The organism is Eikenella sp. Marseille-P7795 (assembly GCF_916618725.1).
GTDB classification, from domain to species: Bacteria; Pseudomonadota; Gammaproteobacteria; order Burkholderiales; family Neisseriaceae; genus Eikenella; species Eikenella longinqua.
On sequence record NZ_CAKAJZ010000001.1, the window covers coordinates 29,599 to 42,554 of the forward strand.

Below are 12,956 nucleotides of genomic sequence, written 5' to 3' on the forward strand. Positions count from 1 at the left end.
CGTTTACCCATCTGCCATTTTTCAGGTAGCCTCATGGACATCATCCAATACCCAAATTCCCCCTTCAAACTCCACCAGCCCTTCCCGCCCGCCGGCGACCAGCCGACTGCGATTGCAGGATTATTGGAAGGCTTGGAAGACGGCCTGGCCTATCAAACCCTGCTCGGCGTAACCGGTTCGGGCAAAACCTACACCATGGCAAACGTCATCGCCCAAAGCGGCCGCCCCGCCATCATCATGGCGCACAACAAAACCCTCGCCGCCCAGCTCTACGCCGAAATGCGCGAGTTTTTCCCCGAAAACGCGGTGGAATATTTCGTCTCCTACTACGACTATTACCAACCCGAAGCCTACGTTCCCAGCCGCGACTTGTTCATCGAAAAAGACAGCGCGATTAACGAACACATCGAACAGATGCGCCTTTCCGCCACCAAAAACCTGATGACGCGCGACGACGTGATTATCGTCGCCACCGTGTCCGCCATTTACGGTATCGGCGACCCGACCGAATACCAACAAATGGTGTTGTCCGTCAAAGAAGGCGACACCATCGAGCAGCGCGACATCATCGCCACGCTCGTTTCCATGCAGTACGAACGCGGCGATTTGGACTTCAAACGCGGCAGCTTCCGCGTGCGCGGCGACGTGATTGACGTCTATCCCGCCGAAAGCTCCGAAAACGCCCTGCGCATCAGCCTGTTCGACGACGAAATCGACCGCCTCGATATGTTCGACCCGCTTTCAGGCAGCCTGCACCAGCGCGTCGGTCGCTACACCGTCTTCCCGTCCAGCCACTACGTTACCCCGCGCGACACCGTCTTGCGCGCCTGCGAGTCCATCAAAGAAGAACTGCGCGAACGCATCGAATTTTTCGCCCGCGAACAACGCCCCGTCGAACAGCAGCGCATCGAACAGCGCACCCGTTTCGACCTCGAAATGCTCTACGAAATGGGCTTCTGCAAAGGCATTGAAAACTACTCCCGCCACTTCTCCGGCAAAAAAGAAGGCGAACCGCCGCCCACGCTGATGGACTACCTGCCAAGCAACGCCATCATGTTCATCGACGAAAGCCACGTTACCGTTACCCAAATCGGCGGCATGTACAAAGGCGACGCATCGCGCAAGCAAAACCTCGTCGATTACGGCTTCCGCCTGCCTTCCGCCCGCGACAACCGCCCGCTCAAATTCCACGAATTTGAAAAAGTCATGCCGCAAACCGTCTTCGTTTCCGCCACCCCCGCCAAATACGAAGAAGAACACGCCGGACAAGTGGTCGAACAAGTCGTCCGCCCCACAGGGCTGGTCGACCCCCAAATCATCATCCGCCCCGTCGCCACCCAAGTCGATGACTTAATGAGCGAAATCAACGACCGCATCCAAAAAGGCGAACGCGTACTCGTTACCACCCTCACCAAACGCATGGCGGAACAACTCACCGACTATTACAGCGAACTCGGCATCAAAGTGCGCTACCTGCACAGCGACATCGACACCGTAGAGCGCGTTGAAATCATTAGAGATTTGCGATTAGGTTTGTTTGACGTACTCGTCGGCATCAACCTCTTGCGCGAAGGCCTAGACATCCCCGAAGTCTCCCTCGTCGCCATCCTCGACGCCGACAAAGAAGGTTTCCTGCGCTCCCACCGCAGCCTGATTCAGACTATCGGCAGGGCAGCGCGCAACGTGAACGGCGTGGCCATCCTGTACGCCGACAAAATCACCGATTCCATGAAAGCCGCCATCGACGAAACCGAACGCCGCCGCGAAAAACAGATGAAATTCAACGAAGAACACGGCATCGTACCGCAGCAGATTAAAAAACAAGTCAAAGACATCATCGACGGCGTGTACCACGAAGAAGGCAGCGGCAAAGGTCGTCTGAAAGGCAAAAACAAGGTCAAAGTCGGTGAAATCCACAACGAAGAAGATGCGATTAAAGAAATCGCCAAACTGGAAAAAGCCATGCAGCAGGCGGCTCGGGATTTGCAATTTGAAGAGGCGGCTGTGTTGCGGGATAGAATTCGGGGGATTAAGGAGAATTTGTTGTTTGGGGCTGAGTAAATTTTTAATTAGGATTATCAATTAGGATTCAATGATGTCTATATCTACAAAAATTGCAAAAATTATTTGGGGGCAATGTGCTGCAAGATGTTGTATTTGCAAGAGAGAGCTAATCAAGAAAAATGAACGTAATAGCCGGAAATTAACTTTAGTTGGAGAAATCGCACATATTGTTGGTTCCAAACAAAGTGCTCCCCGTGGAGAATCTGATCTTACACAACAAGAACGTGATGATGTAGATAATCTAATGCTTTTATGTCAAGAACACCATAAAGAAATTGATGATGCTGATAATATTGAAGATTATTCTGTTCAATATTTAAAAAATATAAAAGAAAATCATATTAAATGGATTGCTCAGAAATTTTTGCAAGAAAAACCATGGAGATTAAGATTTTCTATATTCTTTTATTTAAATATACCACGTCTTGCCGAGCAGGCAGCTCGTTTAGGTCAAGAATTAAATTTAAATTCCTTTGATTTGAATAGAAGCTTGCATAGTTTAAGTTATGAGCTAAATCATGTAATGCTTTATTTTGAAAATACATTGACAAGATTAGAAATTAGTTCAATTCCTATTGAAGAAATTATTTTACATGAAGGCTTAGAAGGTAGGCTTATTTCATTTGAACAAAACCGATTTAGGACAAAAAATATCAATTTCGACATGACGAGTGAAACTGATCTAATGAATGTTAAATTTACTGGAGATTGGAATAAAGACCCACATATCTATACTAAGTTAAATACTTTTAAAGTACTTTTCCCAATTAATCCACGTTGGATCACAACAACAACTGCTTTTGTACATTTTCGTCCTAGTGGTGGGCATAATTCTTTCTCAGGATTAGGAATAGTAACAAGTGTAGATTATGTTAATTCAATTATTACAGTTACACCTTTTGCTATTGGCCAATTTGATTTTTTCTTGCACTTATGAATAACTTTGGTAATGCTACCGATATTATGTAAAGCAAGCCGACACCTCCATAATAACATAAGCAAGCGTAGGTTGGGTCGAGACCCAACAAAGCTATTAAACTTCACGAAATGTTGTGCTTGCAACCCAACCTGCATTTTGCCCAATTACCATATAATAAAAAGGTCGTCTGAAAACCTATTTAGCGTTTTCAGACGACCTTTGTTTCATTTCAGGCAACGAATATAATGGCTAGAAAACTTATTTCTTCCAGTTGGTTCAATACCCAACAAAATCCATTTTAAAAAGACCCCTACCATCATGACCTATCCGCAAGCCCTGCAACAACTTCAATACTGGCTGACAAACAACCAAACATCTCATGCAAACCATCTGAATTTCAATGTACATCCCCTTTCAACCGATGAATTGTATGCAATACGCGACTATACACAAAACAGGCTGCCTGAGAGCTATTATTTATTTTTACAGCAATGCGGCACGGGGGATTTTTTCAATTCGTGGTACACCAGCGTAATAGATCAAACCGTATCGCAAACGCCCAAAATAGAAACCTACAACCTCGCCCAACTGCAGGAGCAAAATGCCTATTACCAACAACTATTACGCGAAGAGCTTGACGATCTACCGCCTGACGAACACCCCGACATAGGCAAAATCTTTATCATCGGCGCGCATCACAGCATGGGAGATTGGTTCGGCTTTGACCTATCCCGTGCCGAGCCCAACTTCGATATTTTTATCCACGATGCCGCTAATCCCGCCACCTATGCCGAAGAAGCCGAATGGCGGCATTTTGAAGATTGGATCATCCGTTGCGTGAAAAGCGAGGGAGAAGATACTCTTTGAGCAAACCGCAGCCTACATCCCCACCAGCTGCGTGCATAGTTGTGCCATATACCCCGCAAATAAACAACAAGGCCGCCTGAATTTTCAGACGGCCTCTTCGTTTGCGGCGTTACCGCTTATTCAATAACAACCCGTGCATTCAGCGGCTGCACAGGGCGGTTGTTGTGTGAACCAACGGCGCGGGTGAATTTCTCCGCTTGTGCCTGGTCGATGTGGTCATAAGTTTTCAACACTAACCATGATACGCCCTCAGTACATGGCGGCGTGGTCAGCGAACCGGCAAAGCGGTAGTATTGCAGGTTCCGCGGCAACAGTGATGAAGCATTGAACGGTTGGTCGAGTTTCACTTTTCCTGCTGTCATCGGCATGGCGTTCCAGATGGAAGACAGGCGGTTGTTGGTTCTGCCGGCTTCATACAGCACTGCCAATACCAAAGGCTGTTTGTTTTCATCTAAGTGGACGAAATGGGCTTCCATCGGGAAGGTGCGTCCTTTGATTTGGTTTTCGCTCGGCACGTGGAAGTGGAACTGTTTCAGGGTGTAGGTGCGGCCGTTCACAGTCAGGGTGTTGCCGCCTTCGGGATAATTAACCTGGATGGTGTGACCGTTGTTTTCAACTTCTACGGCACTCGGACGGTAATTAACTTGAATGGCAGGCAGTCTGCCGGAAACGGTTTCGGTAATATTTACAGGCGATTGGTTTTTACCTGTGGAGCACAAACGAAATTCTTCAGACAGGTTGCCCCAGCTTTCAGGAGAGTCATGTCCGGTGTAGCCCCAATGGGTGTGGTCACCGTGTGCGGCAGCGGAAACAGCAGTACAGGCCAACAGCAGGACAGCGGTCAAGCGCGGTAAAGTGCGGGGGAAACGAGGCATTGCAAGATCCTTTCTATTAAGGAGTGGGAAAAGCGTTGCAGTGCGTATATAAATATTTTTATTTTTTAGAAAGATAGCTATATTAAATGATTCGGTCAAGCTTTCCCTGCCTTCAAACCATTAGTGCAATGAAGTTAAAGCGAATTCATTTCGCCATAAATCCTACTTTATTTTAGGTAAGTGTTAAACAGCAAGCCGTAGCCTGTATTCCCCACTAACTGCATACTGTATGAACCGTGAATACAACGTGTAGAATTATGTGCTATCGGCACGCACGCATTACTTGAAATTCCATCTCCGCATGCGCGGCTGTGCCACACTCCCTACCCACTTCTGTTATTTCCCCCAAAAAGGCTACCTGAAAATAAAACTTCAGCGTGGTAAAAACCCAAGGGGCTGACGTAGATTAGCCCTAAATTCCACACCATCTCCGCAGGATTTTAAGCTGTTGGGACGGTGTACCGAAGTTAAACCGAAATTCGCATTCTTTCAAGAACAGCAGGAAAGATTTGCGGTCGATTCCGTTGTATTTGCGTAAGACACGTTTTGCCTGATTCCAGAAATTCTCAATGCCGTTAATGTGGTTTTGACGGTCTGCAAATTCCTTGGAATGGTTAATACGGTGATGGATAAAACCACTCACGCCCAACTTGTCGTAACTGCTCAGGCTGTCGGTATAGACAATGCTGTCCGGCATAATTTTCCTTTTTATTACAGGCATCAATGTTTCAGACTTGGCATTATCCACCACAATAGTGTAGACCCGTCCCTGCCGTTTCAGGATGCCGAATACCACTACCTTGCCTGCCGCACCACGTCCTCGCCTGCCTTTGCGGCGTCCGCCGAAATAGCTTTCGTCCAATTCGACCGGGCCGGCGAAAATTTCATCGGCCGCCAGTGCCAGATGATGGCTGATGACTTGGCGGATTTTGTGGTAGAACAGGATAGCAGAGTTGGGCTGTATGCCCAAAATATCAGCAGCGGCACGGGCGGTAACTTCGAGTACAAAAACTCGAGCAGTTTCTTTTGTATTTTCCCACTTAGTTTACAATTGATTATTTGCATTTTCGTAGCCTAGCATAGCTGCTAATCTACGTCAGCCCCAAACCCAATCAACTTTTCAGGTAGCCCCAACCCATCCAAGGCTACCTGAACCCCCTCCCTTTTTTCAGGTAGCCTTTCCCCCTTCCGCCCCATCTTCAAAATATGCCCGTGCTAGGGCCAACACATTATCCCGCAGCGGGTCGTGCTGCCCCTCGTGCCAGGCCAGCGCCACGCTGGTGATCCAAATATCGTCGTTCAGCGGCAACAGCACGGCGTTGCTCGGCAGATAGCGTGCCGACGAAGCGGGCACCAGCGCCACGCCCTGCCCGCAGCCGGCAAAGGCCACCTGCAGGGCGATGGTGCGCACCTCGTGCAGGATATTGGGCGAAAAGCCGGCGCGGTGGCAGGCGGCCAGCAGGGTGTCGAAAGAATCGGGGCTGATGGCACGCTCAAACATCACAAAGCCTTCGCCGGCCAAGTCTTTCAAATCCACCGCCGTGCGGGAGGCGAAAGGGTGGCTTTTCGGCAACACCACGGCCAGCGGCTCGCGGCGCAGGGTGTGCAGGTGGATGGTGCTGTCCCACGGGATTTCTAAGCGGGTGAAGGCCAGGTCGATTTCGCCCGATTGCAGCAGCGCTTCGGTGTCGCCGCTGTCAATTTCGCGCACCTGTATGCTGATGTTGGGATAGTGCCGGTGGATGTGCTCGATCAGCGGCGGCAACACTTCCACCAGCGACACGGCAATCGCGCCGATATGCAAAATGCCGCTGCGCCCGGCGGCAATTTCATACACGGAGCTTTGCAGCTGCTGCATCTGCTCGGCAAATTTGCGCACGACTGGTAGGATGGAATAGCCGGCGGCCGTGAGCTTGGTGCCGCGCCGCGAACGCTCAAACAACACCATGCCCAAGGCGTGCTCCAGCTGTTTGATCTGCTCGGTGAGCGGCGGCTGCGACATATTCAGCTTTTCGGCGGCACGGCCGAAATGTTCTTCTTCGGCCACGGCGAGAAACAGCCACAAATGGCGGATGAGGCGGAAATTTATCATCTGTTTTCCCTATCACAGGCTTCTTTAGGCAGTATTTTATATATCAAGACAGCGGCTGTATAGTGTGCACATCTTGTTAATGGGAGCACATAAATGTTCGGTATCATTAACTTTTCCGCTTATATCTTGGCCGTGCTGCTGCTGGTGCTGCTGCCCGGGCCGAATATGATTTACTGCCTGTCGGTGGCTGGCCAATACGGCAGGAAACCCGGCTGGAGCGCTTTCGCCGGCATCTTCCTCGGCAACGGCATTTTGATTGTGGCCTCCGCCTTCGGCGCCAGCGCCCTGCTGCAAGCCTACCCTTCCCTGTTTACCGCGCTGCAACTGGCCGGCGGCGCCTACCTGGCTTATTTGGGCGTGATGCTGCTGCGCGAAGGCTGGCTCAAACTGCGCCACACCGCCGCAGCCAAAGCCGACAGCCACGCCGCCGAAAGCACCAGGCTGCAAGTGTTCCGCAAATCGCTCATTATTTCCTTGGCCAATCCGCAAAGCCTGCTGTTTTTCCCCGCCATCATGGTGCAGTTTATCAACATCCGCTATGAACATCCGCAGCTGAGTTTCCTGGTGCTGGGCGGCACGTTCCAGCTGTGCAGCCTGCTGTGCATGAGCACGCTGATTCTGATGGCCGATTCCGTGGGCCGCGTGGGCACCAAATACAGCCGTGCCGCCGCATTGGGCAAAAGCAGCGCCGGCGCCCTGTTTATCTTCTTCGCCGCCAAACTGTGGCTCGCCACCGCCATCTAACCCTCTCCTCCTCGCTACCTGGAAAATCGCGCCGTTCTTTGTGTTCAAACTCCTATCGGTAGTCTCTCCTCGCGATTTTTCAGGTAGCCTTTTTCCCTATCCCAACCAGCGCTGCAAACGCTTCCCGCCCTTTCAGGCTACCTGAAAAATTATCCACATCCTCTTCCGCAGTTTTCAGGTAGCCTTTGAGCCAAACGTTCTCCCCTCCCAATCACCCTGCCCAAGCCCGCTAAAATGCCGTTTGATTTTCAGCCAACCCAGCCCGCCATGCAAAGAGGCTACCTGAAAACCAATCAAGCCGCCCGAAGCATTTTCAGGTAGCCTCGTCCGCCTCAAAGGCTACCTGAAAGCATCAGCTTCAACGAAGTTAAAAACCTCCCGCCCCGCCGCTCAATCTGCCCGCCGAATATTTTTCACCTCCCGCCCTTGAATTCGCCGCCGTCAGCCCTATTTCCTTCGCCGCATAAGCAGCGTGCCGCGCTTTGGCCGGCACATTTCTGTTTACCCTCAACCGGGTAGCAACAAATCATCACATTCAATTTGGAGAGAAGATTTATGAAAATTCGTCCCCTGCACGACCGCGTAGTCATCAAGCGCCTGGAAGCCGAAGAAAAAACCGCTTCCGGCATCGTTTTGCCCGGCTCTGCCGCCGAGAAGCCCGATATGGGCGAAGTGATTGCCGTGGGTGCCGGCAAAATGGGCAAAGGCGGCGAGCGCCGCAAGCTCGATGTGAAAGTGGGCGACCGCGTGATTTTCGGCAAATACAGCGGCCAAACCGTGAAAGCGGACGGCGAAGAGCTGCTGGTGATGCGCGAAGAAGACATCTTCGGCATCATCGAATAAGCAAACCCATCAAGACAATAATTTCTGATTTTTTATTTTAGGAGTCATACACATGGCAGCAAAAGATGTACAGTTCGGCAACGAAGTCCGTCAGAAAATGGTAAACGGCGTAAACACCCTGTCTAACGCCGTGAAAGTTACCCTCGGCCCGAAAGGCCGCAATGTGGTGCTGGATCGCGCTTTCGGCGGCCCGCACATCACCAAAGACGGCGTAACCGTGGCCAAAGAAATCGAACTGAAAGACAAGTTTGAAAACATGGGCGCGCAGATGGTGAAAGAAGTTGCCTCCAAAACCAACGACGTGGCCGGCGACGGCACCACCACCGCCACCGTTCTGGCGCAATCCATCGTGGCCGAAGGCATGAAATACGTAACCGCCGGCATGAACCCGACCGACCTGAAACGCGGTATCGACAAAGCCGTAGCCGCCCTGGTAGCCGAGTTGCAGAACATTTCCAAGCCGGTGCCGGAAAAATCCAAGGAAATCGCCCAAGTGGCCTCCATTTCCGCCAACTCCGACGAATCCATCGGCAACATCATCGCCCAGGCGATGAACGAAGTGGGCAAAGAAGGCGTGATCACCGTAGAAGACGGCAAATCGCTGGAAAACGAAGTGGAAGTGGTGAAAGGTATGCAGTTCGACCGCGGCTACCTCTCCCCCTATTTCGTGAGCAACCCGGAAAAACAGCTGGCCGAGCTGGATAGCCCGTTTGTGCTGTTGTTCGACAAGAAAATCAGCAACATCCGCGACCTGCTGCCGGTGTTGGAGCAAGTGGCCAAAACCAGCCGCCCGCTCTTGATTATCGCTGAAGACGTGGAAGGCGAAGCCTTGGCCACTCTGGTGGTGAACAACCTGCGCGGCATCCTCAAAACCGTGGCCGTGAAAGCACCGGGCTTCGGCGACCGCCGCAAAGCCATGCTGCAAGACATCGCCATCCTCACCGGCGGCACCGTGATTGCCGAAGAAGTGGGCTTGTCTTTGGAAAAAGCCACGCTGGAAGATTTGGGCCAGGCCAAACGCATCGAAGTGGGCAAAGAAAACACCACCATTATCGACGGCTTGGGCAACAAAGCCGCCGTGGAAGCCCGCGTGGGCGAAATCCGTACCCAGATTGAAACCGCCACCAGCGAATACGACAAAGAAAAACTGCAAGAACGCGTGGCCAAACTGGCCGGCGGCGTGGCCGTGATCAAAGTGGGCGCAGCCACCGAAGTGGAAATGAAAGAGAAGAAAGACCGCGTGGACGACGCGCTGCACGCCACCCGTGCTGCCGTGGAAGAAGGCGTGGTGGCCGGCGGCGGCGTGGCCCTGCTGCGTGCCCGCTCTGCCCTGAGCAAGGTGGAAACCGCCAATGCCGACCAGGAAGCCGGCGTGCAAATCGTATTGCGCGCGGTTGAATCCCCGCTGCGCCAAATCGTGGCCAACGCCGGCGGCGAGCCGAGCGTGGTGGTGAACAAAGTGCTGGAAGGCAGCGGCAACTTCGGCTACAACGCCGGCAACGACAGCTACGGCGACATGCTGGAAATGGGTGTGATCGACCCGGCCAAAGTAACCCGCTTCGCGCTGCAAAACGCCGCCTCCATCGCCGGCCTGATGCTGACCACCGAATGCATGGTGGCCGACATTCCGGAAGACAAACCCGCCGCTCCCGACATGGGCGGAATGGGAGGCATGGGCGGAATGGGCATGATGTAATCGGCCTGTAGCCCGCGCTATGCGAAAGCACCCTCGCTTTGAGGGTGCTTTTTTATGCCCTGCCGTTTTTCAGGTAGCCTCTATTCTTCATAGCATGTTTGCCTTGTGTTGCCTGGATTAAATTATTCATTGCAATCAATAGTGAAAAACAATTTTTCAGCACTCCCTGCCCAGTAATCCAACTTTGGCATGGTTCATGCTTATCCATTTAGAGAACTTTATCTTCCGTCTAATTCCAATTACACAGAATCTACTCAGGATACCCTTTACATGGCTACTGCAACCAGAAAACTTTCACGCAACCGCAAACAATCCCGCAACAGAAACAGCGGAGGCGGCGCAGGCCGTATCGTCGGTTTGTTGTTGGCTGCCCTGCTGATTGGCGGCGGCGCTTATGCCTATCTGAACCCGGACATCATCGAGCAGGCCAAAGGCTTGGTCGGCTTGGTCGGCTTGGCCGATCCGGCTGCCGAAGAAACAGTCGGCACCGGTGCCCCGCAAGCCCCTGCCGCTCCCCTCATCACCGATGCCCAAGCGGTTGAAGCGCTGAACATGGCCAAAGTATGGGTGGAAACCCGCCTGGCCAAAGGTACGCGCCTGAACGAAATCAACGAAACGATTGATGTTCCCGCCGGCCAAAAAGCATTCTGGCAAAGCATCACCCTCAGCCAGGGCGCGATTACCGCCGTTCCTGCCGGCGGCACTGCCGAACGTGCCGTACTGCTGCTACCGATGCAGGCTCAGGGGCAATTGATTTGGGCTTGTGCCGGCGACATTCCGCCGGTGCTCGAAAGCAGTATCTGCACCCAGTAAAAGTTACTCTCTAGCTGTTCATTCAGGCTACCATGATTTTTCAGGTAGCCTGCTTTTTGCCTGCAAGATTTGAAAATATAGTGGATTAACTTTAAACCAGGACTGCGTTGCCTCGCCTTGCCGTACTACCTGTACTGTCTGCGGCTTCGTCGCCTTGTCCTGATTTAAATTTCATCCACTATGCATCCGCCATAATGGATTCAGTTTCAATCAAAACAAAGCGAGGCAGCACAGCCCTGGTTTAAAAACTTCATCCCCTGCCCGGCATCAGCCGCAACAGGGGATGAAATATTGAGCCGTAGCGGCTTAACCGCGCAATTCTTTGGGCAGCACAAACACAATGCTTTCCTGCTCCCCCGCGCTTTCCCGCACCGTGGCATAGCCCCAGCCTTGCACGGTATCCACCACCTCCTGCACCAACACTTCCGGCGCCGAAGCCCCGGCGGCAATCCCCACCTGCTCCTTGCCGGCAAACCATTCTTTTTTCAGGTAGCCTGCATTGTCCACCATATAAGCGTCCACGCCCTGCTGCGCCGCCACTTCGCGCAAACGGTTGCTGTTGGAAGAATTGGGCGAGCCCACTACCACCACCACGTCGCACTCCGCCGCCAGCTGCTTTACCGCCTCCTGCCGGTTGGTGGTGGCATAGCAAATATCTTCCTTCCGCGGGCTTTTGATGTTGGGAAAACGCGCGCGCAGGGCATCGATGATTTCTTTGGTTTCATCAATCGACAGCGTGGTTTGGCTCACATGCGCCAGCTTGTCTGGATTGCGCACCTGCAAGCGCGCCACATCTGCCGCCGTTTCCACCAAAAGCATGCTGCCCGGCGCCAACTGCCCCATCGTGCCTTCCACTTCCGGATGGCCGGCGTGGCCGATCATGATGATTTGGTAGCCGTTTTCGTCCAACCGCGCCACTTCGCGGTGCACCTTGGTGACCAGCGGACAGGTGGCGTCAAACACGCGGAAGCCGCGCTCCGCCGCCTCCTGCTGCACCGCCTTGGATACGCCGTGCGCCGAATAAATCAGCGTGGCACCGGGCGGTACGTCCACCAAATCTTCCACAAAAACCGCGCCTTTTGCGCGCAAATTGTCCACCACGAATTTGTTGTGCACCACCTCGTGCCGCACATAAATCGGCGCGCCAAACTGCTCCAGCGCCCGCTCTACAATATTGATGGCCCGGTCCACGCCCGCGCAAAAGCCGCGCGGGTTGGCCAGCATGATGGTTTTCGTCATGTTTTGTCCTTGTGTGTGGCTGTGATGTCTAGCTTTGCAGGAACTCATCCTTGGCTGCGCGACATCGTTTTCAGGTAGCCTATCTCTGCCTATATTCTTATTCGTGCCTACCCTGACGCAAACCGTCAATAACGAACAATGCTGCGCCAATGCAGATGAAACTGTCGGCCACATTAAACGCCGGGTAGTAGTGGTTCTGCCAATAAAACAGCAGGAAATCCACCACATGACCGTAGTTGATGCGGTCGATCACATTGCCGATAGCACCGCCGATAATCATCGCCGCCGCCACATTACCCACGCGCCCGAACTTCTGCGCGCGCATCCCTGACACCAAATACAGCGTCACCACCACCGCCAAACCGGCAAACAAATACTTCTGCCAGCCCGAAGCCCCGGCCAAAAAGCTGAATGCCGCGCCCGGGTTGTATACATGGGTGATATCGAAAAAACCCTTGATCACCGGAATACGCCAGTTGAACACCACATGATCCAACACCCACAGCTTGCTCCACTGGTCGGCAAACACCACCAAACCCGCCAGCAGCGCATACGGCCACAGTCGGAACCATGCAATCTTATTCGTACTCATTTCATATTTCAGCAGATAAAAGTGGGCGCATTTTACTATAAAGCGCCCGCCAGCGGCCAAACTTATCGCCCCGCCACACCCGTTTCGCCCCATATCCAAAAGGCTACCTGAAAGCGATTCCTTAATGCAGCCAAGGCAAAGTTTCCGCAAAGCTAAAACTTGGGCTTCAATGAAACAAAAACAGCCACAGCATCGCAGCAGACTATTGCAAT

General features: G+C 52.5%; 11 protein-coding genes and 1 pseudogene. 7 read left to right on the forward strand and 5 right to left on the reverse strand.

Annotated features, from left to right (window positions below):
* Positions 1–33 precede the first annotated feature (33 nt).
* From uvrB to LG371_RS00145, 3 genes are all read left to right on the forward strand, one after another.
* Positions 34–2,061 carry an excinuclease ABC subunit UvrB gene (gene uvrB / locus LG371_RS00135; RefSeq protein WP_225747436.1) on the forward strand — a complete coding sequence of 676 codons (2,028 nt, stop codon included), beginning with the start codon at positions 34–36 and terminating at the stop codon, positions 2,059–2,061.
* Between the two features lie 31 nt (positions 2,062–2,092).
* A complete protein-coding gene (locus tag LG371_RS00140; protein ID WP_225747437.1) occupies positions 2,093–3,001 on the forward strand; it encodes an HNH endonuclease in 909 nt (302 codons plus the stop codon).
* Positions 3,002–3,301: 300 nt separating this feature from the next.
* Positions 3,302–3,850 (forward strand): SMI1/KNR4 family protein, encoded by a 549-nt coding sequence (locus LG371_RS00145; protein ID WP_225747438.1) that lies wholly within the window; start codon positions 3,302–3,304, stop codon positions 3,848–3,850.
* A 116-nt stretch (positions 3,851–3,966) separates the two neighbouring features.
* Here LG371_RS00145 and cah read toward each other — a convergent pair whose 3' ends face one another.
* The 3 genes and pseudogenes from cah to LG371_RS00160 all read right to left on the reverse strand — a co-directional run bounded on the left by cah (position 3,967) and on the right by LG371_RS00160 (position 6,817).
* On the reverse strand, positions 3,967–4,725 hold the full coding sequence (gene cah / locus LG371_RS00150; protein WP_370632652.1) for a carbonic anhydrase: 759 nt from the start codon (positions 4,723–4,725) through the stop codon (positions 3,967–3,969).
* A gap of 412 nt (positions 4,726–5,137) precedes the next feature.
* Positions 5,138–5,790, reverse strand: a pseudogene (locus tag LG371_RS00155) (IS1595 family transposase).
* 103 nt (positions 5,791–5,893) lie between these two features.
* Positions 5,894–6,817: a LysR substrate-binding domain-containing protein gene (locus LG371_RS00160; protein WP_067593593.1), complete on the reverse strand. Its 924-nt coding sequence runs from the start codon at positions 6,815–6,817 to the stop codon at positions 5,894–5,896.
* A 93-nt stretch (positions 6,818–6,910) separates the two neighbouring features.
* Here LG371_RS00160 and leuE point away from each other — a divergent pair, with 93 nt between their 5' ends.
* The 4 genes from leuE to LG371_RS00180 all read left to right on the forward strand — a co-directional run bounded on the left by leuE (position 6,911) and on the right by LG371_RS00180 (position 10,913).
* Positions 6,911–7,561, forward strand: coding sequence for a leucine efflux protein LeuE (gene leuE / locus LG371_RS00165; RefSeq protein ID WP_067593590.1), 651 nt, complete (start codon positions 6,911–6,913; stop codon positions 7,559–7,561).
* A gap of 555 nt (positions 7,562–8,116) precedes the next feature.
* The gene (locus LG371_RS00170; RefSeq protein ID WP_067593587.1) at positions 8,117–8,404 is read left to right on the forward strand and encodes a co-chaperone GroES; all 288 of its coding nucleotides are present in this window, start codon (positions 8,117–8,119) and stop codon (positions 8,402–8,404) included.
* 52 nt (positions 8,405–8,456) lie between these two features.
* Entirely contained in the window at positions 8,457–10,100 is a 1,644-nt protein-coding gene (gene groL / locus LG371_RS00175) for a chaperonin GroEL (RefSeq protein ID WP_067593584.1), read from the forward strand.
* Between the two features lie 270 nt (positions 10,101–10,370).
* A complete protein-coding gene (locus tag LG371_RS00180) occupies positions 10,371–10,913 on the forward strand; it encodes a hypothetical protein (RefSeq protein ID WP_067593581.1) in 543 nt (180 codons plus the stop codon).
* A gap of 306 nt (positions 10,914–11,219) precedes the next feature.
* Here LG371_RS00180 and ispH read toward each other — a convergent pair whose 3' ends face one another.
* Both ispH and lspA read right to left on the reverse strand, forming a co-directional pair.
* The gene (gene ispH / locus LG371_RS00190) at positions 11,220–12,200 is read right to left on the reverse strand and encodes a 4-hydroxy-3-methylbut-2-enyl diphosphate reductase (protein WP_225747440.1); all 981 of its coding nucleotides are present in this window, start codon (positions 12,198–12,200) and stop codon (positions 11,220–11,222) included.
* A 49-nt stretch (positions 12,201–12,249) separates the two neighbouring features.
* Positions 12,250–12,744, reverse strand: a complete 495-nt coding sequence (lspA, locus tag LG371_RS00195) for a signal peptidase II (protein WP_067594303.1) — start codon at positions 12,742–12,744, stop codon at positions 12,250–12,252.
* Positions 12,745–12,956 lie beyond the last annotated feature (212 nt).

Bases quoted from the DNA above. Each gene is read 5' to 3' on its own strand.
- LG371_RS00140 (WP_225747437.1), top strand. From the start codon at position 2,093: ATGATGTCTATATCTACAAAAATTGCAAAAATTATTTGGGGGCAATGT.
- groL (WP_067593584.1), top strand. From the start codon at position 8,457: ATGGCAGCAAAAGATGTACAGTTCGGCAACGAAGTCCGTCAGAAAATG.
- LG371_RS00180 (WP_067593581.1), top strand. From the start codon at position 10,371: ATGGCTACTGCAACCAGAAAACTTTCACGCAACCGCAAACAATCCCGC.
- LG371_RS00145 (WP_225747438.1), top strand. From the start codon at position 3,302: ATGACCTATCCGCAAGCCCTGCAACAACTTCAATACTGGCTGACAAAC.
- lspA (WP_067594303.1), bottom strand. From the start codon at position 12,744: ATGAGTACGAATAAGATTGCATGGTTCCGACTGTGGCCGTATGCGCTG.
- ispH (WP_225747440.1), bottom strand. From the start codon at position 12,200: ATGAGTTCCTGCAAAGCTAGACATCACAGCCACACACAAGGACAAAAC.
- LG371_RS00160 (WP_067593593.1), bottom strand. From the start codon at position 6,817: ATGATAAATTTCCGCCTCATCCGCCATTTGTGGCTGTTTCTCGCCGTG.
- cah (WP_370632652.1), bottom strand. From the start codon at position 4,725: ATGCCTCGTTTCCCCCGCACTTTACCGCGCTTGACCGCTGTCCTGCTG.
- leuE (WP_067593590.1), top strand. From the start codon at position 6,911: ATGTTCGGTATCATTAACTTTTCCGCTTATATCTTGGCCGTGCTGCTG.
- LG371_RS00170 (WP_067593587.1), top strand. From the start codon at position 8,117: ATGAAAATTCGTCCCCTGCACGACCGCGTAGTCATCAAGCGCCTGGAA.
- uvrB (WP_225747436.1), top strand. From the start codon at position 34: ATGGACATCATCCAATACCCAAATTCCCCCTTCAAACTCCACCAGCCC.